The 25,778-nt window shown below is 38.7% G+C and carries 21 protein-coding genes and 1 tRNA gene; 17 read left to right on the top strand and 5 right to left on the bottom strand.

Features of this window, described 5'->3' with window-relative positions; translation table 11 throughout:
- Positions 1-170 precede the first annotated feature (170 nt).
- The 9 genes from I2I04_RS07060 to I2I04_RS07020 all read left to right on the top strand — a co-directional run bounded on the left by I2I04_RS07060 (position 171) and on the right by I2I04_RS07020 (position 9,888).
- The gene (locus I2I04_RS07060) at positions 171-1,493 is read left to right on the top strand and encodes a leucine-rich repeat domain-containing protein (protein ID WP_195654663.1); all 1,323 of its coding nucleotides are present in this window, start codon (positions 171-173) and stop codon (positions 1,491-1,493) included.
- Between the two features lie 586 nt (positions 1,494-2,079).
- The gene (locus I2I04_RS07055) at positions 2,080-3,492 is read left to right on the top strand and encodes a tyrosine-type recombinase/integrase (protein WP_195654662.1); all 1,413 of its coding nucleotides are present in this window, start codon (positions 2,080-2,082) and stop codon (positions 3,490-3,492) included.
- Positions 3,493-3,494: 2 nt separating this feature from the next.
- Positions 3,495-4,412, top strand: a complete 918-nt coding sequence (locus I2I04_RS07050) for a hypothetical protein (RefSeq protein ID WP_195654661.1) — start codon at positions 3,495-3,497, stop codon at positions 4,410-4,412.
- A 77-nt stretch (positions 4,413-4,489) separates the two neighbouring features.
- A complete protein-coding gene (locus tag I2I04_RS07045; protein WP_195654660.1) occupies positions 4,490-4,831 on the top strand; it encodes a hypothetical protein in 342 nt (113 codons plus the stop codon).
- The gene (locus tag I2I04_RS07040) at positions 4,828-6,222 is read left to right on the top strand and encodes a DUF3987 domain-containing protein (protein WP_195654659.1); all 1,395 of its coding nucleotides are present in this window, start codon (positions 4,828-4,830) and stop codon (positions 6,220-6,222) included. Before I2I04_RS07045 ends, I2I04_RS07040 begins: the two co-directional genes overlap by 4 nt.
- 119 nt (positions 6,223-6,341) lie before the next feature.
- Positions 6,342-7,187, top strand: coding sequence for a toprim domain-containing protein (locus tag I2I04_RS07035; RefSeq protein ID WP_195654658.1), 846 nt, complete (start codon positions 6,342-6,344; stop codon positions 7,185-7,187).
- Between the two features lie 361 nt (positions 7,188-7,548).
- Positions 7,549-8,211, top strand: coding sequence for a hypothetical protein (locus tag I2I04_RS07030; RefSeq protein ID WP_195654657.1), 663 nt, complete (start codon positions 7,549-7,551; stop codon positions 8,209-8,211).
- A gap of 319 nt (positions 8,212-8,530) precedes the next feature.
- Positions 8,531-9,088 carry a hypothetical protein gene (locus tag I2I04_RS07025; RefSeq protein WP_195654656.1) on the top strand — a complete coding sequence of 186 codons (558 nt, stop codon included), beginning with the start codon at positions 8,531-8,533 and terminating at the stop codon, positions 9,086-9,088.
- Positions 9,089-9,261: 173 nt separating this feature from the next.
- Positions 9,262-9,888, top strand: a complete 627-nt coding sequence (locus tag I2I04_RS07020; protein WP_195654655.1) for a hypothetical protein — start codon at positions 9,262-9,264, stop codon at positions 9,886-9,888.
- Positions 9,889-10,472: 584 nt separating this feature from the next.
- Here I2I04_RS07020 and I2I04_RS07015 read toward each other — a convergent pair.
- Positions 10,473-10,546 (bottom strand) — tRNA-Met (locus tag I2I04_RS07015).
- Positions 10,547-10,770: 224 nt separating this feature from the next.
- Here I2I04_RS07015 and I2I04_RS07010 point away from each other — a divergent pair.
- From I2I04_RS07010 to I2I04_RS06995, 4 genes are all read left to right on the top strand, one after another.
- Complete coding sequence (locus I2I04_RS07010; protein ID WP_143260012.1) at positions 10,771-11,157, top strand: START-like domain-containing protein; 387 nt, start codon at positions 10,771-10,773, stop codon at positions 11,155-11,157.
- A 76-nt stretch (positions 11,158-11,233) separates the two neighbouring features.
- A complete protein-coding gene (locus tag I2I04_RS07005; protein WP_143260011.1) occupies positions 11,234-13,132 on the top strand; it encodes an LptF/LptG family permease in 1,899 nt (632 codons plus the stop codon).
- A 5-nt stretch (positions 13,133-13,137) separates the two neighbouring features.
- A complete protein-coding gene (locus I2I04_RS07000) occupies positions 13,138-14,355 on the top strand; it encodes a bifunctional 3,4-dihydroxy-2-butanone-4-phosphate synthase/GTP cyclohydrolase II (RefSeq protein WP_004309056.1) in 1,218 nt (405 codons plus the stop codon).
- Positions 14,356-14,437: 82 nt separating this feature from the next.
- Complete coding sequence (locus I2I04_RS06995) at positions 14,438-15,631, top strand: pyridoxal phosphate-dependent aminotransferase (RefSeq protein ID WP_004306402.1); 1,194 nt, start codon at positions 14,438-14,440, stop codon at positions 15,629-15,631.
- A gap of 278 nt (positions 15,632-15,909) precedes the next feature.
- On the opposite strand, the gene I2I04_RS06990 is transcribed toward I2I04_RS06995, so the two are convergent.
- On the bottom strand, positions 15,910-16,080 hold the full coding sequence (locus I2I04_RS06990; protein WP_002559159.1) for a DUF362 domain-containing protein: 171 nt from the start codon (positions 16,078-16,080) through the stop codon (positions 15,910-15,912).
- 180 nt (positions 16,081-16,260) lie between these two features.
- On the opposite strand from I2I04_RS06990, the gene metA reads away from it, so the two are divergent.
- From metA to I2I04_RS06970, 4 genes are read left to right on the top strand one after another with little or no spacing between them, the layout of a single operon-like run.
- On the top strand, positions 16,261-17,178 hold the full coding sequence (metA, locus tag I2I04_RS06985) for a homoserine O-succinyltransferase (RefSeq protein ID WP_143260009.1): 918 nt from the start codon (positions 16,261-16,263) through the stop codon (positions 17,176-17,178).
- Positions 17,175-19,004, top strand: coding sequence for a peptidase U32 family protein (locus tag I2I04_RS06980; RefSeq protein WP_195654654.1), 1,830 nt, complete (start codon positions 17,175-17,177; stop codon positions 19,002-19,004). Before metA ends, I2I04_RS06980 begins: the two co-directional genes overlap by 4 nt.
- Positions 19,001-19,957, top strand: a complete 957-nt coding sequence (locus I2I04_RS06975; RefSeq protein ID WP_195472591.1) for a zinc ribbon domain-containing protein — start codon at positions 19,001-19,003, stop codon at positions 19,955-19,957. The genes I2I04_RS06980 and I2I04_RS06975 overlap by 4 nt, the downstream gene beginning before the upstream one ends.
- 33 nt (positions 19,958-19,990) lie before the next feature.
- Positions 19,991-20,500: a GNAT family N-acetyltransferase gene (locus tag I2I04_RS06970; RefSeq protein WP_195654653.1), complete on the top strand. Its 510-nt coding sequence runs from the start codon at positions 19,991-19,993 to the stop codon at positions 20,498-20,500.
- 453 nt (positions 20,501-20,953) lie between these two features.
- Here the strand turns inward: I2I04_RS06970 and I2I04_RS06965 are convergent, their stop codons facing one another.
- From I2I04_RS06965 to I2I04_RS06955, 3 genes are all read right to left on the bottom strand, one after another.
- A complete protein-coding gene (locus I2I04_RS06965) occupies positions 20,954-23,416 on the bottom strand; it encodes a TonB-dependent receptor (RefSeq protein WP_185911550.1) in 2,463 nt (820 codons plus the stop codon).
- Between the two features lie 90 nt (positions 23,417-23,506).
- On the bottom strand, positions 23,507-24,109 hold the full coding sequence (locus I2I04_RS06960; protein WP_195654652.1) for a response regulator transcription factor: 603 nt from the start codon (positions 24,107-24,109) through the stop codon (positions 23,507-23,509).
- A gap of 16 nt (positions 24,110-24,125) precedes the next feature.
- The gene (locus tag I2I04_RS06955) at positions 24,126-25,778 is read right to left on the bottom strand and encodes an NAD(P)/FAD-dependent oxidoreductase (protein ID WP_143260004.1); all 1,653 of its coding nucleotides are present in this window, start codon (positions 25,776-25,778) and stop codon (positions 24,126-24,128) included.

The raw sequence follows: 25,778 nt of genomic DNA, 5'->3' as shown, positions 1-25,778 counted from the left end.
AATATTTCTTTGTTATCAATTTTATATAAATGATAAAATAGGGCTAGTAATGCCAATAAACATAATAGAAGAATGGTATATTTTAGAATTGAATGTATATTTGCGAGTATGTTTTAATGCTACAATATAATAAAAAATTGGTAATATTGTTTTTAGATAAATAGAAAGATATGAGGTATAGAGCTATTTCCGAATTAGTGGAAATCGGTGCTGCTTATGATGCAGCTATCGAAAACTTTCCGGACAATTTAGAACCAGATTCAGTTGAAGGTAGGAGAGAGGTAATCTCTTCTGCCTTAAACTATTTAAAAAATAATGGGATAGTCCCATCACAACAAAGTCTAGGTCTAATTCAAAACGAATTGATTAGATACGATAGAGATGGCTATGAAGGTATATTCGGCTTTGCCACAAATGAAAAAGAAACCAGAGACTTGATAGAGCAGAATTGGGATATAGATGGTTTTATTGTTTATGTAAATTTGGAATGGAGTATACCTACAAATAAACTAACTAAATATATAAAATCAGATATATTTCCGATAATTCATAATTTAAAAATAGAGGGAATACTTTGTTTTGAAGATTTTGATATTATTAGAAAAATGGAGAACTTGGTTTTTATCAATCTAAGGAATACCATAATCTTTGATGCGAAGTCTAAACAATTTGGTTCGATTCCAGAGGCTGCATTTAAAAGCATGAATATAGTTTCTGTTGTACTGCCTGAATCTATTAGAATTATTGGAAGAGCGGCATTTGAATGTTGTAAAAAACTACAATCAATCAGCTTTCCTAAAACTGTAGATTCGATAGAAAGTTTTGCTTTTCATTGTACGGGCTTGGCTACTGTAACGATACCTGATACAGTGAGAACGATAGGGCATAGTGTTTTTGCAGATTCTCCAAATTTGACTACTGCTGTTGTTGGTGATGGATTAGAGGATTTAGGTAAATTTACATTTAGTAAATGTAAAAACTTAAAATTTGTACAATTAGGACAAAATCTACAGGTTATTGATTATGGAGATTTTGAATATTGTTCCAATATTTCTTTTATTGTACTGCCTAGTAGACTGTCGGAAATTGGGGATAATGCTTTTTATGGTTGTACAGGATTGTCATTTTTAGTATTTCCCAAAAGTTTAAGGTATATAGGAAACTATAGTTTTGATAGTTGCTCTGGATTGGTAAAGCTTTATATCGGTGATAATATAACTTACATTGGGCATAGTGCTTTTGGGCATTGTGCTAATCTCGAAGAAATAACTTTATCTGAAAATGTGGCTTCAATTCAACATAATGCATTTAAAGAAAGTTTAAATTTGCATACAATATATTGTAAAAGCAAGAATCCTCCTTCAGTTTTAGAAAAACATTGGCATGGAAGTAATAAACGAAGTATGAATCTATATGTGCCAAAAGGATTTAGTAATAGATATAAGATACAGGAAGGATGGCGTTTTTTTAATATATATGAGGAGGATATATGACTATAATTTATTTGAAATATGGAGCTTAGATGTCAAAATTTGCAATTGTAGAGAGTTGGATTAAAGATGATTTTGTTTGACTTTCATCAACTTTGTTAGTTAGAAAGTAGAATAGAAGGCAGCATTTGAAGAAATTCATTTGCAGTTTTTTTATAGAATAGCAATGTCGTGCAATTGTATTATTAATCTTTTCAATTAAAATTTGAAAGTAAAATAGTATCTTTGTAGAGATAAAATTTGTTGAACCATGTTACATTGAATTTGACGCTGGCGCAAACCATAGCGCAAACCGGAGCTAAAAAAGAAAAAGGCACCCAAGAGTGGAAGCCTCTCAAATGCCTTATTCTTATCAAGTAGCGGGACCCGGGATTGAACCGGGGACCTCATGATTATGAATCACATAGAAATGTTTTTTCTTGATTTTTTTTGTTTTTAATAAATCTTGTTTGTGAATGTAACTATTTGAATATCAGTATTTGTGTTTTATTTTGTTTTTTGTATTTTTGTAATGTCTTTCAATCGTGATTTCACTATGATTTCACGAATTGATTTCACGTAGCGTATAAACGAAATAAAAAACATCGGTATGAGGAAACAAGGAATAGGTTATTTAAAGCAAGAGCGGTTGCTGAATATAACAGTAACTTTAACATTAGACACGAGACGAAAAGGGGATAAATTTAATGTATGTGTGCGTGTCAATCAAAATAGAAAAACTATCTATATTCGTACGGGATTGATCGTGACTTTACAGTGTTGGGACAAATTAATAGCCTCTACAGGTCGTGGAGTGACAAACGAAAGTAAGAGTGTTTGGAAGGTAAAGGAAGGGCAATTAATTGAGTTTGATAGAACAATTAAAGAGATAAATAAGCTACGTGAACAAAATGCTTTTTCTTTGGATGCTTTACAAAAAAATATGAAGGGTAAATCAGGGGGAGAATCTTTGTTAGCTCTATGGGAGGAAGTTGCTTCGTCGAAGAAATTAGGTACAGCAGAAAGTTATAGAATAGCAGCCAAGTGTTTTGAAAAGTTGGTTGGTGATATTGCTTTTAAGGATGTTAATGAGGAAATTATAGATTTATGGGAAAAGGAAATGGAGAAGTTTTATTCTCGCACTACCATTGGTATTTATATGCGTGCTTGTCGTGTTGTTATAAATGAAGCAATTAGAAGAAATTTAGTCGATGTAAAAAAATATCCTTTTGGTAAAGGTAAGATAGAAATAAAGAAAGGTGCTACAAGAAAGGAAGAATACTTATCTGTGTCTGACATAATGCGATTATATAATTTTTTGGAGCAAGATGTTCCTATGCATTGGAAGACGGGTTATAAACTTGCAGTACTTCGCAGTGTTGCCACATTTTTGGCTGCCTATTTGGGAAATGGTATGAATTTGGCAGATTTAGCTCGCTTAGAATATAATGATTATTATTTTTCTACTGGTAAATCATGCTTCCGTTTTTTACGAACTAAAACTAAAGATAAATCAGATAATCAAAGCGAGGTGATAGTTCCTATTATACCGGAATTACAAGCTATTGTAGAAAAATATGGTAGTGAAGAGAAACTTGGTGGCAGGGTGTTTGATTATATTTTAGAAGATATAGTAGATGAAGGACTGATACGAAAGCGAATTGCTCAAGAGAATAGTAATATCAAAGATAGATTAGAGGTTGTTTGTAAGTTGCTTGAAATGCCTCAACGACCGAGTATGACGTGGGCAAGACATTCTTTTGCAACGAATTTAACTCATGCGGGGGTACCGGAAAGATATATATCACAAGCAATGGGACATAGTACAAGTAAAAATGTGACAGCGCTTTATATTAGTGAGTTTCCTCATGAGAAGATGATGCAGTTTAATTCGTTTTTATTGGAAGAAAAAAGAGAAGATATAGAAATGCTGCCGAAAAATAATATCCGTGATGAACTTAAAAAAATGTCAAAGAATGAGTTATTATCAATGTTTGTAGAATTAATGAATGGGGAGGTGTAGTTATGCTTGAAGATAAGAAATACGAGAAACTGCGATTGAAATTTTTAGCAGATAATAAAAAATTTGAAGAATTGGAGGATTGTGATATAGATTTGTTGGAAGAAATACGTGAAATTGCAATCAATGAATATAATGAACGATTATCTAAGGAAATAGATTATGATGATCTCTATCCTAGTGAAGAAGAGGAAGAAAGACAATATATATCCGAATTAAAGTATTTTTATTATAATTTTTGTTTAGAGGCTAAACAAAATCCAGATAAGGTTTCGATGTTTATAAGTCATTATAAATATGACATAAACGTAAATATGAGCATACAAAAAACTAGAGCGATATGTATGAATGAAAGCTCCGATGAAGAGAGAATAAAAACTTTTTCAGATAAAATAAAGTCAATCGAGAATAAGATTATTTCTATGGTAGATTTTGGAGATGATTGGGCTGATTTTGGCAAACCAGGAATAAACGATGTGAATATTTTGGCTAAATGGGTTGATGATAATGACGACTTTTATTTATTTATTCAGCTGCTATTAGTTATTGATAAGTTGAAATATTATAAAAAAGAATTGAGCGATAAGATTCAGAAAGAAGAAAATGAAAATAAGAATAAGCTAGTGTTCTTGTTTAATTCGTATCCGAAAAAAGAACTAATATTGAATGCGTTAGAAGATTTGCAAATAACAGTAGGTAATAAAAGTATTTTAACAGGTAGAAGACTAAGTTTACTTAGAGGTTTTGTTGAAGGTTGCATTGATAGAGGTATATTACCTCCTCTTCCTTTACGGACTCTTTATGAGCAAATTGCAGATTATATCGGTCTAAAACTGAATAAACCATTGCAATCTACTAATATTGGAAATGCAATGAAAAAAAAGACGATCAATTATTTAAAAGAGAAATTAGAAGAAAAATAAAGGGATTTATAGGGCGTGCCCGATGGTGTCCGGTGGTTATTCCGTTCTTGCAGCCATAATTTAAAAACAAAAGAATTATGGTAAAAGAATTATTAATGAAAAAAAATCCTATTCAAGCAATAGGTACAGAAACAGGAATCATGGTTCAAATCTCAAGGGAGGGACTGTACGCACTTGTAAATGATGCGGTAAACAATGCAGTAGAAAAGTTGGTTATTCAGAAGCCTCAACCCTCTAAAACAAAGTTGAAGGGATTTCGTAATGCAAGTAAGGCTGTAGGCGTAGGTGTTAACACCCTAATGAAACTCCGAGATGAGGAAAGAATCAGATTCTATAGTATTAAGGGTAATTTCTTCTTTTACAAAGAAGAGTTATTGGAAGATTTAGAAAAGCTAGGGAAAGGAGGTACAGCGGTATGAAGCAAAAGAAAAATCCCCCTGCGTCTCCGCAAACAGGCGCAGGGGAAATTCTCCAGACAGAAAAGCCTATTAATATTGAAACAAAGATAGTTAATTCTAGCGAAACATGCAATAACATAGATACATTGAATACAACTTCTTTGCAAGAAAACAAAGCGTCACATTTGGCAGAAGACAAAAACAAGTCAAGCAATGATAAAGAACTAGAATTTCCTATTTATGGATTACCATCATTGATTCAAAAAATGACGATACAGGGAGCAGAGGTGTATCAAGTACCACAAGAGCTTTTCGCTGTTAGCTTAATCTCTGCAATGTGCGCTGCAATTAAGAAGAAGGCGAAGTTAATAGATAAATATATAAATTACCCCCAATTATGGATCATTATAATTGCAAAAAGTGGCGTAGGAAAGTCAACTCCTTTATCGATTGCTTTTAAGCCATTAGAAAAAAAAGAGCATGATGAATATTCGCTTTATCGAAAAGAGTTGGAAAAGTGGCAAGAAACGGAGAAAAAAAGCTCCACAAACTCTACTCGACCTACCTTTGAATGTTATCTAAACAATGACGCTACTCCCGAGGCTTTATTAAGCACTATTGGGGAAAGTAATGGAATTACTATTTGTAGAGATGAGTTGGTCGGTTGGTTTAATGACTTTGGGCGGTATGTAAAAAGTGGAGAAGTGGAAAACTATCTATCAATATATAATAATACCAGTATAAGAGTAAACCGTAAAGGAGAAAACATTACGATTATTAATGATCCGTTTTTATCAGTAATCGGCACAACCCAACCTAATACACTGAAAAGGTTCCTGAAAAATGAAACAATGATAGATAATGGATTCATTCAACGCTTTCTATTTGTATTTCCACCTGATTTTCCAAAACCATATTACAGGGATCAAACGATGGATAAGACACTGTTGGAAGGTTATGATTCTTTTATAAACGATTTGTGTATCATGCCGGAGACTAAAACCTCTTTTTCAGATGAGGCTAAAGAGGTATTTATAAAATATTCCGATGAGCTAACGGATAAGATAAACCAAACAGAAAACAACTTTTTACGTGCCGTATATTCAAAAATGGAAATAGCACTTGCTCGCTTATCCCTAGTTGTTTATATTGCAAAAGTGAGGACAGGAGAAACGTACGCCAATACTATTGAGGTTTCGACTGTTGAGTATTGCATTCAGATTTGTCGTTATTTTACCGCAATGGCAGAAAGGGTTAATACACATTTATTAAATGAAACAGAAGTCTCACGACTATCAAATGCTGATATTCTCAAAGAGCTATCCAAGAGATATGAGAAGCTGAATCAATCCAAACTAGCAGAAGCTATAGGTATTACTCAACAAGCTGTAAACAAGCTTTTGAATAAATAACATTGTGGTTGTAGGGTTGTAGATTGTATTGTCGTTAAACTATTATAAATAAGGAATTTGGCGGATAATCAACCTACAACCTAACAACCTCTTATATTTAAAAACTAACTAATAGGAATATGAAAGCTAAAGATGTCGGTATTGAAAGCTATATTAATAAAAAACCCATGAAAAGAAAAAATAGTTATGGACTATACATATCTCCGTTTAGGGATGAACACAACCCTAGTTTTAAAATTGACTATGATAAAAATTTATGGTACGACTACGGAATCGGTGAAGGTGGTTCAGTTATAGACTTAGTAATGAAGCTAGAACAATGCAATTTTTATACGGCATGTAAGATCTTAGAAAATGGTGATTTTTCTTTTCACCGGGAAAGTCTAAATTCTTCTCCGATTCAGTCTTATTCTGAAACGAGGATAAAGAGCATAACCATACCATATTCTTCGGGATCCCTCATACAATATTGTATTAGCAGGGGAATAAGTAACAATATTGTGGGTACATACTTAAAACAAATATACTATGTAAATAATAATAGAGAATATTATAGTTTAGGAATGCAGAATGTGTTAGAAGGGTGGGAAATAGTTGGACTCAACCATTTTAAAATGGTTATCGGTAACAAAGCATATTCGATCATCAAAGGGGAGCGCAGCAATGAACTTTGTATCTTTGAGGGTATTTTTGATTTTCTAAGTTTACTGATGATAGGACATAGAATAGTTCCCAAAACTGATTGTGTAATACTACATAGCGTTACTACTTTAAAACAGACAAAAGACATTTTAAACCAATATGATGTTATTCATAGCTTTTTAGATAACGATGAAGCGGGTAGAAAATGCCATATAGAACTATTGATGATAGCAGGACAGAGTAAAGTTATTACTTATGATTTTTATCAGGAGTACAAAGATATTAATGATTATTTGTTAGGTAAGAAAAAAGATCATGATTAGCCGAGAGCGAAGGCGGGTGTATCTATTCTATATATTAATAATATATTATATACTAGTTATATAATAATATATAGGACATTTACTCTTTTATCAAAAACTTTTCATATTTTTGCATCGTATACAACAGTCGTGTTGAATTACTATTTATGGAAATATAGCGTTTTGCTATTGGACTTGCTTTAAGAAAACTACCACTTTTCAAACCAGTACAAGGACAATAGGCACACAAAACGCCTACGCTTAAGCGTGGGTGGTGCTTATTTGTATTGGTGGGTATGTGGTAGTACCTCTTAAAGCAAATAATGTACAACTCACGCTCTTTTTATGTTTAGTCGTGAGGTTGGATAAGATTATTCACTTTATGTTTAACTATAAAAAGAAAAGTTATGAAGAGGTATCTTTAGATTTCTCTTTTACAGAGTCGGGAAGTATGACTAGGGCGGGAGGTACGGCTTATACAGATTTCTACAACAAGTACATTAAGACTAAACAATTAACTCCTAAAAATTTTGATTTGACATTTACGAACAAAGAAACAGGAGCGACTGCTACAATCAAAGGAAATTGGAATAAAAAACATTCCTTCAAACTATTAACCGGAGAATATGAAGTAACAGGCACTTCTCATCCTTCTACAGTTTATTATATGTCTTGCATAGATTCCCTATATCTTGCTTTTAAGGAAAACATCACTATAACAAATAACACAGAAAACATAACATTAAACGCACAATATGATTCTTTTATGTTGATGTTTGACAAAAGTGATAAGACACAAGTAGAATATTGTTCAGGTGGTGGCGGTACAGCTTTATTAGAAAGTACCAATTTGAAAACTGCAGATGGTCTGTATTATGCTTTCTTTTGTGAGTTGCGAGCAAATGTGAAATTTCTTCGTATAACCCGAAATAAACAAACCTCTACTATAGATTTAGATAAAACCCCTTTTGAAAAAGGAAAATATTACTACTTCAACGATATTGATAATTCCTTTAATATTCCACCTATGGAAGAAGGCAATTAATTAAAGAAAGGAGGAATTTTATGCAATCATTACCATTTATCATTTGTTTATGTATTTGGGGAGTGTTAACAATATTTGCAGGACTAACTAAGAAATAATAGCTACAAGCGTGGAAATAATTTGTTATCTTAACAAAAAACATACTAGAGTATTTTCTCTGATATACCCAAAAGTTATAATAAAATTTAGAAAATCAACGCAGTGCAACTTTGGTGAATGCTACCAAAAGGATATAATATACCATTCATGCAGAAAAAGTTTCTAAATAGATGTTACATCTTTATATAAAATAAAACTCAATCAACAAATTCACATAGAAATGAAAAGAATAGTTTTACTGATCACTTTAATAGTAAGTACTTTAGGAACAACTTATGCACAAAAGTGTAATTTGCAGGGTGTTGTGCGTTATAAATATAATGATCACTTAGGCTATAAAATAGATGTCGGTGCCGAGGTTAGAATTATTGAAGTACATGAGGCAAAAGTGGTAATTAGAACACTGTGGCAAAAGTATGATAAATTAGCGAGTAATATGATGAACTATCTTTCTTTAAAAAAGGAGGCTGACGGTCTTGATGATGATGCCATAAGAAGGCTTACGGGCTTTACTAAGGAGAATGAAATAGAATTAAAAGAACTTTCTTCTAAATGTCTTAAACAATACGTAGACAATGAGAGTATTGCACCATACATGAGTCTAATTGATGGTTCCGGTAAATATTCGATAGAATTGCCATATGGTAGTTATTTTGTTTTTGTAAAATCAGCCAATAGAACAAGACCTTCAATTGCCGAACTAGCAGGAAGATTAATTCTTGAGAGAGTGACAATAGACAAACCGAACCAAGTGCTTAGTTTTGATTTTGATTACTAAGAATTCAGATTCAACATACGTTGATAAGGTCGGTGTGTATATTTATATAAGTCGAATGTTTTATATTTATTGAACATTATAATAGAATAAGGTTTTAGGGGGTTGATAATCAGCACCCTATTCCTTTTCTGTGTAAACTCTAATGAGCTGTATTAATCAATAAAATTATAGTTATGAAAACAAAAGCGTATTATTTAATGCTAGTATTATTAATAACAAGTTGCAAATCTACAACCGAGGATATGATCCAAAATGAGTTTGAGAACTACATACAAGCAAATTTTGATGCCCCGAAAGATGTTAAAGAGATTGTAAGTATCAAAAGAGATTTTTACGTTAATTCAGATTCTATTATAGCAAAATTGGAAGATGGATTATTGGTAGGAAAATCATTTGATGATAAAATAGATTCTATTATAAAAAATAAAAAGCAAGTAGATTCATCTCGTTGGGAAACACCAGAGTTTAATGATTTCTTTGTGTCTAATCTGACTTTAGCAATGAATGCTGATGGCTATAAAAGTGAAATAGAAAAATTTATATCAAGAACACAGGAAAAAGAAAAAGTAGATTTAGATATATATATAATTAAATATAGGATTAAAATAGGTGATTCGTTAAAATTGAAAGAAATATATGCTGTTGTTGATAACAATAAAGATAATATTTCCTTTTATGAAGAAACTAACAAACCTGTAGAGTTTGAAGAGTACACACACATATTGAGCATAGGAAGGAAATATTTAAAAGACGTAACTAAACACGCAAATGAGTGGTTGCGTTTTTATGGGTATGAATAACTTAATAGTATCACAGTAAACTTCTAAATAAAAAAAAGTATGAGACAAGAATGGAAGAATAAAAGAATAAAAGATAATTGCCATCTTATTCAGTCGAATTAAAGAAACGGACTCTTCCTGGTTATAGCCGAATAGGAAGAGTCGGCTGATATAATTATAACTAAAAGCTTTGAAACAAAGCTAGTAGTAGAGGGTGTATCTTAGTTTAGATAAAAAAATCAAAAAATTAAAATTTGCAATTTACCTGCTATATTTAGAACGCCCTGATCTACCCCCTCCCCTTTATATTACTACCCCCTTCTCTTATTTTAGACCATTTTATATATGAGGGATACGATGTGTCATCAAAATAGAGAAAGTCGCTAAAATGCCAATATATTATAGCTCAAATAAGATTTAAAGAACTATCCTATTCATGTAATAGGACAGCCTTTGGCTTTTTATTAGGTAGGTATGAATAGGATGTTATTCAGTGTATAGGGAATTTGTGATTTCGCTATGATTTCACGAGGTTGGTAAAATAAAAAAAGACAACCAAGAGTGGAAGCCTCCTAATTGCCTAATTTACAAGCCTTTCGGCTTAGTAGCGGGACCCGGGATTGAACCGGGGACCTCATGATTATGAATCATGCGCTCTAACCAGCTGAGCTATCCCGCCATCATTTCTCGATTGCGGGTGCAAAGATAGATGATTTTTTATAATCTCCAAAACAATTCATAACTTTTTTGTGTTTTTTCTTTAAGAAGGGTCCTGATTTTCCCTATAAACAGGGAGTTTGAGGCTCGATAATGAAAGAATAATTAAATAAAGTGTCTGATTTATGCGGTGTATTTAGAAAAAAGTATTTATCTTGGCACACGTAAAAACAATTCGAAATTGCTATGAAAAAGGAAAAGATTCATTTGGAGTATTTGTTGAATGCAACGTCTAAAAATATTCTTTGGGGAGCTATTAGTACACCGACCGGGTTGGAGGACTGGTTTGCCGACAAAGTTGTTTCTGACGATAAAATAGTAGAGTTCCATTGGGGGAAGACAGAACTGAGGAAAGCAGAGATTATTGCCATTCGCTCTTTCTCTTTTATCCGCTTCCGTTGGCAGGATGATGAAAACGAACGTGATTATTTTGAAATCAAGATGACTTATAATGAGCTGACTAGTGACTATGTGTTGGAAATTACCGATTTCGCAGAGCCGGATGAAGTGGATGATATGAAAGAATTGTGGGAGTCACAAGTAGCTAAATTAAGAAGAACTTGTGGTTTTTAGTTAACTTTCAACTAAAAATTTTCGATGCTCCTTTTTTTGTGCTAATTTTGCATCCTAATTGCACGAACCTATTAAGATGCTACGCATAAAGAAATTAGATATATTCATCGTAAAGAGCTTTTTGATGCTCTTTATTGGTACATTCTTCATCTGTCTGTTCATATTCATGATGCAGTTCCTGTGGAGATATGTAGACGAATTGGTCGGGAAGGGATTGGAGATGAGCGTAATGGCTCAATTCTTCTTTTATTCCGCATTAACACTAGTGCCAGTATCGTTGCCATTGGCGGTGTTACTGGCTTCTTTGATTACTTTCGGTAACTTTGGCGAGCGTTATGAATTGCTTGCGATGAAAGCTGCAGGTATTTCCCTCCTTAAAATCATGCGTCCGCTTGCTTTCTTCGTTTGTGGGCTTGTCGGTGTCTCATTCTATTTCCAAAATGTAGTAGGTCCTATCGCCCAGGCTAAGCTGGGAACCCTGATCCTTTCGATGAAACAAAAATCTCCGGAGTTGGATATTCCGGAAGGGGTTTTCTATTCTGAAATCAAAGACTATAATTTAAAGGTAGCTAAAAAGAACCGGAAGACCGGTATGTTATATGATGTGCTGATTTATAGTATGAAAGATGGCTTTGAGAAAGCACGTATTATATATGCTGATTCCGGGCGTTTGGAAATGACCGCGGATAAACAGCATCTTTGGTTACATTTGTATAGCGGAGATTTATTTGAGAATCTGAAAGCCCAAAGTATGAAATCGGAGAATGTACCTTATCGACGCGAGGAATTCCGGGAAAAACATACCATTATTGAGTTTAATTCCGATTTCAATATGGTTGACGGTGAGATCATGGGTAAGCAGTCCAGTGCTAAGGATATGGCACAGTTGCAGAGTTCCATAGATTCAATGACGGTAGTGGGCGACAGTATCGGGCGACAGTATTACAGGGAAGTGGCAGAAGGAAACTTCCGTCCTTCTTATGGATTGACAAAGGAAGATACGATCAAAATAGAAAAGGCGGATATTCATGAATATAATGTAGACAGTCTTTACGAAGTAGCCTCTTTAACGCAGAAACAGAAGGTGATTTCTTCTGCTGTCAGTCGTGCGGAGAACGTGGCTAACGATCTTGGGTTCAAGAAATTCACGATGGAGAACAATGATTATAGTATTCGAAAACATAAGACGGAATGGCATAAGAAGATAACGATTTCACTTTCTTGTCTGCTGTTCTTCTTTATCGGAGCTCCGTTGGGGGGTATTATCCGTAAAGGAGGTTTGGGAATGCCGGTAATCGTATCAGTGTTGGTGTTTATCATTTACTATATCATTGATAATACAGGATATAAAATGGCCCGCGATGGTAAGTGGATTGTTTGGATGGGAATGTGGACGAGTAGCGCGGTTCTTGCCCCATTAGGAATCTTCCTTACTTATAAATCGAATAAAGACTCTGTGGTGCTTAATGCAGACGCCTATATCAACTGGTTTAAAAAGATTGTGGGAATTCGTAGTGTACGCCATTTATTTAAGAAAGAAGTGATTATTCATGATCCTGATTACGCACGTCTGACTGGTGATTTGGAACAACTATCGGCAGAGTGTAAAGCGTATGCCGCCAGGAAACGATTGGAAAAAGCACCGAATTACTTTAAGTTGTGGATGGCGAGTGAGGATGATAACGAGGTGATGGCAATCAATGAAAAGTTGGAAGCGTTGGTTGAAGAAATGTCCAATACGAAATCTGCCACTTTGATCGGTGCATTAAACAATTATCCGGTTATTTCCGTTTCTGCTCATGTGCGCCCGTTCCATATATATTGGTTGAATCTGGTAGCCGGAGTCATTTTCCCTATCGGTTTATTTTTCTATTTCCGTATCTGGGCGTTCCGTGTTCGTCTGGCTAAGGATATGGAACGGATTATAAAGAACAATGAACAAATTCAATTCATCATACAGAAAATCAATAAATAAGTGTTATGAAAGAGACTATTAAAATGGATAGAATAGAAGACGCGATTGCCGACTTCAAAGAAGGCAAGTTTGTCATAGTAGTGGATGATGAAGACCGCGAAAACGAAGGCGACTTGATTATTGCAGCTGAAAAGATAACTCCCGAAAAAGTAAATTTCATGTTGAAACATGCACGTGGCGTACTTTGTGCACCTGTCACAGTGTCTCGTTGCAAGGAGTTGGATTTACCGCATCAGGTAAGTGACAATACTTCCGTGTTGGGAACTCCTTTTACGGTTACCATTGACAAACTGGAAGGTTGTACAACAGGTGTTTCCGCTTCCGACCGTGCCGCTACTATTCAAGCGTTGGCCGATCCGACTTCTACACCGGCTACTTTCGGTCGTCCCGGACATATCAATCCGTTGTATGCGCAAGAAAAAGGAGTACTTCGTCGTGCCGGACATACAGAAGCTACGATTGATATGGCTCGTCTGGCAGGACTTTACCCGGCGGGTGCCTTGATGGAAATCATGAGTGAAGACGGAACAATGGCACGTTTGCCCGAACTCCGTCAGATGGCAGACGAACACGGACTGAAACTGATTTCTATCCATGATCTGATCGTTTATCGCCTGAAACAGGAATCCATTGTAGAAAAAGGAGTGGAAGTAAACATGCCTACCGAACACGGGAAGTTCCGTCTGATTCCTTTCCGCCAGAAATCAAACGGATTGGAGCACATGGCTATATTTAAAGGAACATGGAGTGAAGACGAACCTATCTTGGTACGTGTCCATTCCTCTTGTGCTACTGGAGATATCCTTGGCTCACAACGTTGTGACTGTGGCGAGCAGCTGCATAAAGCGATGGAAATGATCGAAAAAGAAGGAAAAGGCGTGGTGGTTTACCTCAATCAGGAAGGACGCGGCATCGGTCTGATGGAAAAGATGAAAGCATATAAGTTGCAGGAAGACGGTATGGATACTGTTGACGCGAATATTTGTTTGGGACACCTTGCCGACGAACGTGATTATGGAGTAGGCGCACAAATCCTTCGTGAGCTGGGAGTACACAAAATGAGACTTTTGACAAATAATCCGGTGAAACGTGTTGGTTTGGAAGCATACGGATTGGAGATAGTAGAAAATGTACCTGTTGAAACAGTTCCTAACCCGTATAATGAACGATACTTGAGAACAAAGAAAGAAAGAATGGGGCATACTTTACATTTTAATAAGTAAATTACCAATTTGTTTTCATATATCAAATATTATCGCTTATTTTGCAACGAATTTCACTCAACAACAATAAAATAGATACAGAATGAATCAATTATCAGATCGTTTGAACAGCTTGTCGCCGTCGGCGACGCTTGCCATGTCGCAAAAGAGCAACGAGCTCAAGGCACAGGGTGTTGATGTTATTAACTTAAGTGTAGGAGAACCGGATTTTAATACTCCTGACCACATCAAAGAAGCTGCGAAAAAAGCCATAGATGATAACTTTTCTCGTTACTCTCCAGTACCGGGTTATCCGGCTTTGCGCAATGCTATTGTTGAGAAACTGAAAAAAGAAAACGGTCTGGAATATACAGCCGCTCAGATTTCGTGTGCAAATGGTGCCAAACAATCTGTTTGTAATACAATCCTTGTATTGGTAAATCCGGGTGACGAAGTTATCGTGCCGGCTCCTTACTGGGTGAGCTACCCGGAAATGGTGAAAATGGCAGAAGGTACTCCCGTAATTGTTTCGGCAGGTATCGAACAAGATTTCAAGATTACTCCGGAACAGTTGGAAGCAGCCATTACTCCGAAGACGAAAGCATTGATTCTTTGTTCTCCGTCTAATCCGACAGGTTCTGTATATACAAAAGAAGAACTGGCCGGATTGTCTGCAGTATTGGCTAAACATCCGCAGGTGATAGTAATCGCTGACGAGATTTACGAACATATCAATTATATCGGTGCGCATCAGAGTATCGCTCAATTCCCAGAAATGAAGGAACGTACAGTGATTGTAAACGGTGTATCCAAGGCTTACGCTATGACAGGATGGAGAATCGGTTTCATTGCCGGTCCGGAATGGATTGTAAAAGCTTGCAACAAGTTGCAAGGTCAGTACACTTCAGGTCCTTGCTCTGTTTCTCAAAAAGCTGCTGAAGTGGCATATACAGGAACACAAGAACCGGTAAAAGAAATGCAGAAAGCATTCCAACGCCGTCGTGACCTGATTGTGAAGTTGGCTAAGGAAGTTCCGGGATTTGAGGTAAACGTTCCGCAAGGTGCTTTCTATCTGTTCCCGAAATGCGATGCTTTCTTTGGAAAGAGCAACGGTGAACGTAAGATTGCAGATTCAGATGATTTGGCAATGTACTTGCTTGAAGAAGCTCACGTGGCTTGCGTAGGTGGTGCCTCTTTTGGTGCTCCTGAATGTATCCGTATGAGTTATGCTACAAGCGATGAAAATATCGTAGAGGCTATCCGTCGTATCAAAGAAGCATTGGCTAAGTTGAAATAAGAGTTCACCGTGGATTACACGGATGAACACAGATTAAAAGAATATTTATTGTTTGAGAATTATTTAATTTGTGATTCCCTTGCTACAACATAATGTAGTGAGGGAATTTTTTTTGTTTTCGAGAGAGGGGGTGGACACACATCATTCCATTTTTTTAGTTGAATATAAATAGTCTGTGTTCATCCGTGTCATCTGTGGTGGAGAAAATAAGAAAATGTAGAAGAATAAAAAAGGCTGCCTTCCGTAGAAAACAGCCTATACTCTTTTTGTAACTTGTATTATTCAGCCGGGTGAATTGCTTCAGACGGACAAACATCTGCACAAGTACCACAGTCAGTACATACATCTGGGTTGATAGAATAGATATCACCTTCAGAGATAGCTTCTACCGGACACTCGTCAATGCAAGTTCCGCAAGCAATACAATCGTCACTAATTACGTATGCCATTTTTCTAAGATTTAAATTATTAGTACTAATTTCTTCGGCAAAAATAAGGCTTTTATTGATTGGTTGTTATGCTTCTATGTTTAAATTGACTTAATTTGTACGTCTTCTAAATAAGCTACCTCCCTATAATCTGCTATATTTTTCGTATTTTTGCACTCAAATTACTAATATATAGCGATTATGCCTTTAAATTTACCCGATAAACTACCTGCGATAGAGCTTTTGAAGGAAGAAAATATTTTTGTGATCGACGCTTCCCGCGCTACGCAACAGGATATTCGTCCGCTACGGATTGTGATTCTGAACCTGATGCCGTTGAAGATTACAACGGAAACAGACTTGGTGCGCTTACTCTCCAATACACCTCTTCAGGTGGAGATTTCATTTATGAAGATCAAGAGCCACACGTCAAAGAATACGCCGATAGAACACATGAAAACGTTCTATACAGATTTCGAACAGATGCGTCACGAGAAGTATGACGGCATGATTATCACCGGAGCTCCTGTAGAGCAGATGGACTTCGAGGAGGTGACCTATTGGGATGAGATTACGGAAATCTTTGATTGGGCACGTACGCATGTCACTTCTACCTTATATATATGCTGGGCTGCGCAAGCCGGGTTGTACCATCATTATGGAGTCCCTAAATATCCGTTGAAAGAGAAGATGTTCGGCATCTTTGAACATCAGGTATTGGAACCTTTCCACTCCATCTTCCGTGGTTTTGATGATTGTTTCTATGTGCCGCATAGCCGTCATACGGAAGTACGCAGGGAAGACATTCTGAAAGTTCCGGAACTGACGTTGCTTTCCGAATCGAAAGATGCCGGTGTCTATATGGCAATGGCACGGGGTGGTCGTGAATTCTTTGTCACGGGACACTCTGAATATTCTCCGCTGACACTGGACACGGAATACCGTCGCGATCTCGATAAAGGCTTGCCGATAGAGATGCCCCGCAATTATTATATAGACAATGATCCTGAAAAAGGCCCGTTGGTACGTTGGCGTGCTCATGCCAATTTGTTGTTCTCCAATTGGCTGAACTACTTCGTTTATCAGGAAACACCTTACAACATCAACGATATTAAATGATAAAGCAGCGTAAAATAGAACTTCTCGCTCCGGCGAAAAACCTGGAATGTGGCATTGAAGCTATCAACCATGGTGCAGATGCAGTATATATCGGTGCTCCGAAGTTCGGTGCCCGTGCGGCGGCTGTGAACTCATTGGAAGATATTGAATCATTGGTGCGGCATGCCCATTTGTATAATGCACGTATTTATGTCACGGTCAATACGATTCTGAAAGAAGAAGAGTTGAAAGAGACGGAGGAGATGATTCATGCGCTTTATCGGATTGGCGTAGACGCGCTGATTGTGCAGGACATGGGAATCACGAAGTTGAATCTTCCTCCGATACCGCTTCATGCCAGTACACAGATGGACAACCGTACACCGGAAAAAGTGAAGTTCCTTTGGGAGGCAGGTTTCCGACAAGTAGTCTTGGCGCGGGAATTATCATTGCGTGAAATAAAGAAGATACATGAAAGTTGCCCGGAGGTACCTTTGGAGGTATTTGTGCATGGGGCACTTTGTGTCAGCTATAGCGGGCAGTGCTACGTCAGCCAAGCCTGTTTCGGTCGCAGCGCCAACCGGGGAGAATGTGCGCAATTCTGCCGTTTGCCTTTTAGTCTGGTAGACGCGGACGGGAAAGTGATTGTCAAAGACAAGCACCTGCTTTCCCTGAAAGATATGAATCAAAGTGACGAACTGGAGCAATTGCTGGATGCCGGAGCTTCATCGTTCAAGATAGAGGGACGACTGAAAGACGTTTCTTACGTGAAGAATGTAACGGCTGCATATCGTCAGAAGTTGGATGCCATCTTTGCCCATCGTCCGGAATATGTACGGGCTTCTTCGGGTACGTGCAGTTTCGAGTTTAAGCCGCAATTGGATAAGAGTTTCAGTCGTGGATTCACACATTATTTCCTGCATGGACGTGACAAAGAGATTTTCTCTTTTGATACTCCCAAGTCGTTGGGCGAAGAGATGGGAACCATGAAAGAGGCTCGGGGCAACTATCTGACGGTTGCTGGACTTAAATCCTTTAATAATGGAGACGGTGTTTGTTATATCGACGAACAGGGACGTTTGCAGGGATTCCGCATCAATCGGGTGGACAGTAACAAACTGTATCCACAGGAAATGCCTCGCATCAAGCCTCGTACCACATTGTATCGTAATTTCGACCAGGAATTTGAACGAGTGCTTTCCCGTAAATCTGCCGAAAGGAAAATCGCAGTGCGAATGTTGCTTGCCGATAATAATTTCGGTTTCTCTTTGACATTGACTGACGAAGATGATAATAGCGTCACAATCACCCTTCCACGTGAGAAAGAGCTGGCCCGAACTCCACAGACGGACAACCTGAAAACGCAACTGTCTAAATTGGGAAATACGCCTTTCGAAGCAAAAGAAATAAAAATCTCTTTTACCGACAACTGGTTTCTGCCGGCTTCGGTATTAGCCGATTTCCGCCGGCAGGCAATCGACCGGTTAATAACTGCCCGTCGAATTAATTACCGTCAGGAATTGTCGGTATGGAAGTCAACCAATCATGCTTTTCCACAAACGATGCTAACCTATTTGGGGAATGTCATGAATACTCGTGCGGCTTCTTTCTATCAGGAACATGGGGTGCAACAGATAGCGGCGGCTTACGAAAAAGAAGCGGTGGAAGATGCGGTACTGATGTTCTGCAAACATTGTTTGCGTTATAGTATGGGATGGTGTCCTATCCATCAACGGGTGCGTTCACCTTATAAAGAACCCTATTATCTGGTGTCAAATGACGGCAAACGTTTTCGTCTGGAATTTGATTGTAAGAATTGTCAAATGAAAGTAAAAGTGGCTCAATGAAAACAGTGATGAACCTACTACTATGTTTATTTTTGTTTTCGTCTTGTTATTATAAAGCACCGGCTTTGGATTCGGAAGAACTGTCGAAGAAGACGAAAGACTCGTTGGCTTACTTGTACGAGCGGCATTATACATGGAATACCAATCTGGAAGTAGTCGATGATTCCATCTCTTTGGAATGTCTTCCGATAAAAGATACTTTTATTCAGTTGAATAAAGGAGATAGGGTAGTGGTGGCAGAGTTTGCGGTTCACCCGGCCGATAGTGTAGACAGTATTTGGGTGAAGCTGGCTCATACACAGGATGAACAAGGCTGGATACGCGAAAAAGAACTCAAAAATTCATTTGTGCCGACTGATAGTATTTCGCAGGCCATTCATCTTTTCAGTGATACGCATGCTTCTTATTTCATTATTATCTTCGCTTTATTCGTCGGTGTATATCTGTTTCGTGCTTTTCGTCGAAAGCAGTTGCAGATGGTCTATTTTAATGATATAGATAGTGTTTATCCATTATTTCTCTGTTTGTTGATGGCTTTCAGTGCAACGATTTACGAATCGATGCAGGTCTTTGTGCCGGAAACGTGGGAGCATTTTTATTTCAATCCTACTTTGTCGCCGTTCAAAGTTCCTTTTATTCTCTCTGTCTTTTTGTTGAGTATCTGGTTGTTTTTGATAGTCGCTTTGGCGGTGCTGGATGATTTGTTCCGACAGTTGACTCCCGCTGCAGCTATCTTTTATCTGCTGGGGTTGATGTCCTGCTGTATTTTCTGCTATTTCTTCTTTATCCTGATGACACATATTTATATCGGTTATCTGTTCCTTGCCTTTTTTATGCTGGTTTTTGCGAAGAAAGTCCATCGGAACATTGGGTATAAGTATCGTTGTGGGCGTTGTGGGGAAAAATTGAAGCAAAAAGGTGTATGCCCCCATTGTGGAGCAATCAATGAGTGATTTTATCTGTTTTATTCTTGAATAACTTTTCAAATGATGGAAATCAGGTCTACCGAAATAAAAGATCTCCCTTTAGTGATGGAGATTTATGACTATGCCCGTGCTTTCATGCGTGCAACCGGAAATACTACCCAATGGATTGACGGCTATCCTTCTGAAGGATTGATTCGTCGGGAAATTGAGGATGGACATAGTTTTGTCTGCATAGATGAACAGGGAGAAATCTTGGGGACTTTTTGTTTTATCTTGGGAGAAGATCCTACTTATCAACAAATTTATGAAGGAGCATGGCTTAATAATGAACCTTATGGAGTGGTTCACCGGTTGGCAACGAACGGAAAACGGAAAGGGGTATCGGAAACTTGCCTGAACTGGTGCTTCGAACGTTGGCCCAATGTTCGGGTAGATACTCATCGGGACAATAAAGTCATGCAGCATATATTGACGAAGTATGGCTTTCAACGTTGTGGCATCATTTATGTAAAGAACGGGACAGAGCGTATCGCTTATCAGATGATGCGTGTGCCCAATAGGAAACTGTAGGTAAAGTAATGCCAGGACACCGGTATAGTTCTGTTAAGATGCCGGTATAGTTGTGTGAAGGTACCGCTATCTTTACCTTCCCACGGCCGTGGTGACTTCTTCCCACAGCCGTGACGAGATCTCTCCACGGCCGTGAAGAGAAGTTACCACAGCCATGGAAAGGTAAAGATAGCGTAGGTTTAAGAGAACAATGCTTATTGGATTAATTAAGTATAACGGCTTTATAATACATACTTCATAGAGGCATACGTTCTTCTATCACGTATTTTATGCCATCAATCTATAAGAGACAGGCTGACAATAAAAGTCCGAATCTTTTATTGTCAGCCTGTTTTTGGGTTATTGTCAGCACTTATTGTCAGGTGTCAATGAGTTGATAATCATTGTTCTATATGGATAAAATCTTTAGCTGACAATAAAATGACTAAATAATATCTCTATGAGTGAAAATGATTAGAAGCGGCAGCGGAGATCTACCCCAAACTGCATTGGGCGTCCTTTCTGCATAAAGCCTTTGTTCATTGTTTCAAAGTAGAAGGCGGCATAGTCTTTATTCAGGAAGTTGCGTGCCCAAAAACTAATCATTGCGTCGCCGATTTCCAGATTCGTTCTCCAGTTGAGTGTGCCATAGAAAGATTGACTGACATCGTTTTGTTCACTCCAGTAGATACGTCCTGCAGCGTTATAATTAGCTTGGAATACAACCCGGTCGAAGATAGAGCGCGGACTGCAGGTGATGGCATATTCTCCACCGATGTTCAGAGTGTGTTTGGGGACGAAGGGTACGTATTTGCCATTATAATCCGTAGTTATAGGAGTGCCATCTTTTTTCTCTTCTGTGATTACATAATCCGTAAAAGTGGCATACGTATATCCGTAACTAACATTCAGATTAAATGCTTTTGTCACACTGGCACGAAGAGCTGCTTCTGCACCATAACTGCGGCTTTTTCCTGCATTGATAGTGATACGTCCCAAACCACTTTCTGCAAATTGGGAGAGTTGTTGGTCGCGGGTATCCATGTAGAATGCTGCGACGTCGGCCCAAAGTCTGCCTTCCCATAAAGTAAGGTGGCTACCTACTTCGTAGTTCCACGAATATTCGGGTTTGTAAGTAGTGGACGCTTTTACATCAATCTCTTTTGCAGGCACCATTTGGTCCATCATTTTAATAATGGTTGCTCCCCAGGTGGGATCTTGTCCTATTGTCGGACTTTCTTTGATGGCATTCATCATCGAATTTTTCAATTCTGTTTGTGATAAGTCAGAGAACATTTGGATGTTATATCCTCCCGAACGATATCCCCGGGTAACGGTGGCATAAACGTTATTTTGATTCTTCCATTCATATTGAATAGCAAATTTGGGTAGAAGCTGTACATAATCAGTAGAGAGCTTGCCTACAAAAGAGGCCGGGGCTTTCATATTCTGATCGGACAGGTTGATTTGCATGGGACCCTTTGCCATGTGAAAATCAAAACCAAAGTCGATAGGAGTGCTAAGAGAATTATACTTCATACTGATTTTCTCGTAATCGAGCCGGAGGCCGGCTGTAACGGACAGCCCTTCTATGAACAAGTTGCTGAAAGTAGACTGATGATAAAGTGCGCCGCTAAGAGTCGGAGTATCGAAAGTTCCTCCTACGCTTAATGACGGGTTGTGTACAGTCATTCCCATGGTGGGAGCTCCGGGTTTGGCAGATACTTCCTTAAAAGCGGCATTGGCGTTGTTTTCAATGACCGACTTCACACCTTCTTCTTTAAACAAAACAGGACCTGTCGTATGCAGCCATTGATAGAATCCGAAAGCGCCCGTAGCCCATTGCCATCTTTTTCCGGGTTTGGCTTTCAACACAATCTCTTCGGAAATGGTGTTTGCACGCTGCTTTTGCTCAATATTGAAAATATCTCTTTCTGTGAAATCCTGATCGAGAAACATACGGTCGTTCAAGTTCTGATAACCTGTCACGGCACTTAATATAAAGTTGTTAGCTTGATATTCGATGTTAACACCGGAGTTGAGCAATCCACGGCGGTAACTGCTGCGGTCGTTATATGAAATCTTACCGATATAATCTGCCCGGTCTTCTGTAATTTCTTTACCATTTTCTTTCGCTTTAGCTATTGCACTGGGGGTAATCCCGGTATAATAATAGGGATAACCGCCTTGATCGCTATATTCATAGCTAAGAGCCATATCTATTTTCAGGTTCGAAGTAGGCAGGTAAATACCACGGAAACGTCCGCCACCGGCATTGCTCTTGTCTACTTTTTCGTTATTTCTTGCCGAATTTTCAAAGAAGCCACCTGTGTGTTCGTAGAAACCTCCGGTAGAAAAAGCGAAGCGGTCGGATGTCCGATGATAGTGGGTGAGTGAAACATTATAATTATTGTAAGTTGCTGCTCCCATGCGGATATCAGTACCTTGATAAGTGAAAGGCGATTTTGTGTGTACTTTGATAAGTCCTCCCATCGTATTACGTCCGTAGAGAGTACCTTGTGGTCCACGGAGAATGTCAATACGTTCGATATCAGCATAGTTGAAGTCGAAAGCGGATTTGTCGATGTAAGGGATGTTGTCTACATAAAGTCCTACGGACGGAGTGTTGATACGTGAGCCGATTCCGCGGATATAAATGGAAGTGGTCAGTTTGGAACCATAATCGGGGATAAACAGATTGGGGACAATGCCTGTCAGGTTTTTTACAGAGTTCACCTGATAGGCTCGCATATTATCTTGTGATAAAACAGTGGCGGCTACCGGCAATTCACGCAATTTACGATTCTCTTTCGGGGTAGCAATCACTACCACTTCTTCGATGTCTACTATTTTTAGTGAGTCTTTGGGGAAATCTTCAGCCCATGCTGTTCCTGTCGTCAGGAGTGTAAGGGCAATCATAATATTCTTTGTCTTCATCTGCTGTTAATTTATCTGGTGCAAAGTAACGGCAAATATAGACAATGGTCAATCCTCATTTATTAGGATTTGTTCACCATAGAGGACGCGTCAGATCCGGTCAGCCTCGATATACCCGTTCATTACCGCATAAATAGTCAGTCCGGAGACGGATTTGATGCCTAATTTCTCTGTGATATTTTTCCGGTGAGTGATAACGGTGGTCAGGCTGATATTCAGTTTATCTGCAATTTCTTTGTTGATTAATCCTTTGGTTATCAGTACGAGCACTTCTATTTCACGGGAAGATAAAATCTCCTGATGAGGTTGTGTCGGAGGCATGGACAGCATGTCTTTCACCGGATAGCCGTTGTGGTGGGCGTGTTGGTGGAGTTTCAATATATTTTTCACCAGCTCTTCCTCGGATTCATGGATGTTGAGTACAGGCACGCCGGACAGTTGGAATTGCGGACTGTCACTTGCTAATACAATCGTTTTTCGTTTCCGGGGGAGAAAGAAGGCATTGTGCTCCACGTAAATCTGCGCAGAAATGAAATAATGGGCATACATATCCGGCGTATCATCCATCAGTTCACTGAATTGATGGAAGGTGCGTATGGTTGCCATAGGAATCATTTCTTCCAGGATTCCTTTCAGACCGAGACTGGTTAGTGTGTTTGCTTCTACAATGGCTATTTCGGGTTGATGATTCATTTTCATGTAGTTTTAGTTAGCGATTAAAATAATTGGCTACGGCTTCCGCACACCGTTCTCCATCCACTCCGGCAGAAACAATTCCTCCAGCATAGCCTGCGCCTTCTCCGCAAGGGAATAATCCGCGAACGGTTGTATGTTGCAATGTCTCTTTATCGCGTACGATGCGAACGGGAGAAGAAGTACGTGTCTCTATGCCGATCATCACCGCCTCATTAGTGAGGAAGCCATGACTGTAACGTCCGAATTGCTGGAAACCGAGAGATAATCTTTTGCTGATAAACTCCGGCATCCAGAAATGAAGCGGAGAAGAAATCAATCCCGGACTGTAGGAAGATTCGGGTAAGTCGTAACTCAATTTCTTGCGGGTGAAGTCCTGCATACGCTGTGCCGGTGCTGTCTGCCTTCTGCCTCCTTGCAACCAGCATTGGCGTTCCTGTTCTTCCTGAAAGTGAAGAACGGACAGCAGTTGTGAATTGATTTCAGAAAGTTGAGCACTATTTAGATTAGGATTAAGAGCCAGCAGCTGTTCATTTCGTCGCGCAACCGATTCTCCGTTGTCCACTTTTACTTCTTCATTAATCAAGTCCTCCGGTTGCACTTCCACCACCATGCCCGAATTGCTCCATCGCGAGCCACGATTAGAAGGAGACATTCCGTTCACTACCACTTGCTCCGGTCCGCTGGCGGCAGGAACAATGAAACCGCCGGGGCACATACAGAAGCTATATACTCCTCTGCCTTCAACCTGCGTGACGAAGCTGTATTCTGCGGCAGGCAGATACTTGCCTCGCCCTTCCTTACTATGATATTGTATCTGATCGATCAACATTGCCGGATGCTCCAAACGGACACCGACTGCAATGCCTTTCGCTTCAATCGCCACATTATTCGCAGCCAACCAACGATATACATCTCTCGCCGAATGTCCGGTTGCCAGTATCACAGGTCCGAGAAAAGTCTTTCCTGTGTTTGTTTCGATACCTTTTACTTCATCATTCTCGATAATCAGTGCCTCCATTCGTGTCTGGAAATGTACTTCTCCGCCACATTCGATGATGGTATTCCGCATATTTTCAATGACACGTGGCAACTTATCTGTCCCGATATGCGGATGCGCGTCTACTAATATTGCCGTAGAAGCCCCATGCTGGCAGAATACATTCAATATCTTGTCTACATTCCCTCTCTTCTTGCTCCGGGTATAGAGTTTCCCGTCCGAATAAGCTCCTGCACCTCCTTCGCCAAAACTGTAATTCGATTCCGGGTCAACCGTGTGTTCCCTGCTGATCTGTGCTAAATCTTTTTTCCGCTCACGCACGTCTTTTCCGCGCTCGATAACAACGGGACGTAATCCCAGTTCGATGAGACGCAGGGCAGCAAATAGTCCGCCGGGGCCTGCGCCTACGACAATCACTTGCGGCTTTCCCTCTACCTTATTATATATAGTATGCTCGTATTCGTCATCCTTAGGCATCTCACGGATGTACGCCCGTACCTTCAGATTGACGAAGATGGTCCGTTGCCGTGCATCGATGCTTCGTTTCAAGATTCGGGTAGCAGTGATGTCACGCAGGTTCAACCCTTTTTCTTTAGAAAGATATTCCTTTAGTTTTTGTTCGTTTGCTGCGATTTCGGGAAGTATGCGGAGTTGGTATTCTTGTATCAT

The organism is Bacteroides sp. 1001136B_160425_E2, assembly GCF_015559655.1.
GTDB classification, from domain to species: Bacteria; Bacteroidota; Bacteroidia; order Bacteroidales; family Bacteroidaceae; genus Bacteroides; species Bacteroides luhongzhouii.
The sequence above is the reverse complement of the archived record's forward strand: the minus strand, read 5'-3'. Positions and strand labels throughout refer to the sequence as shown.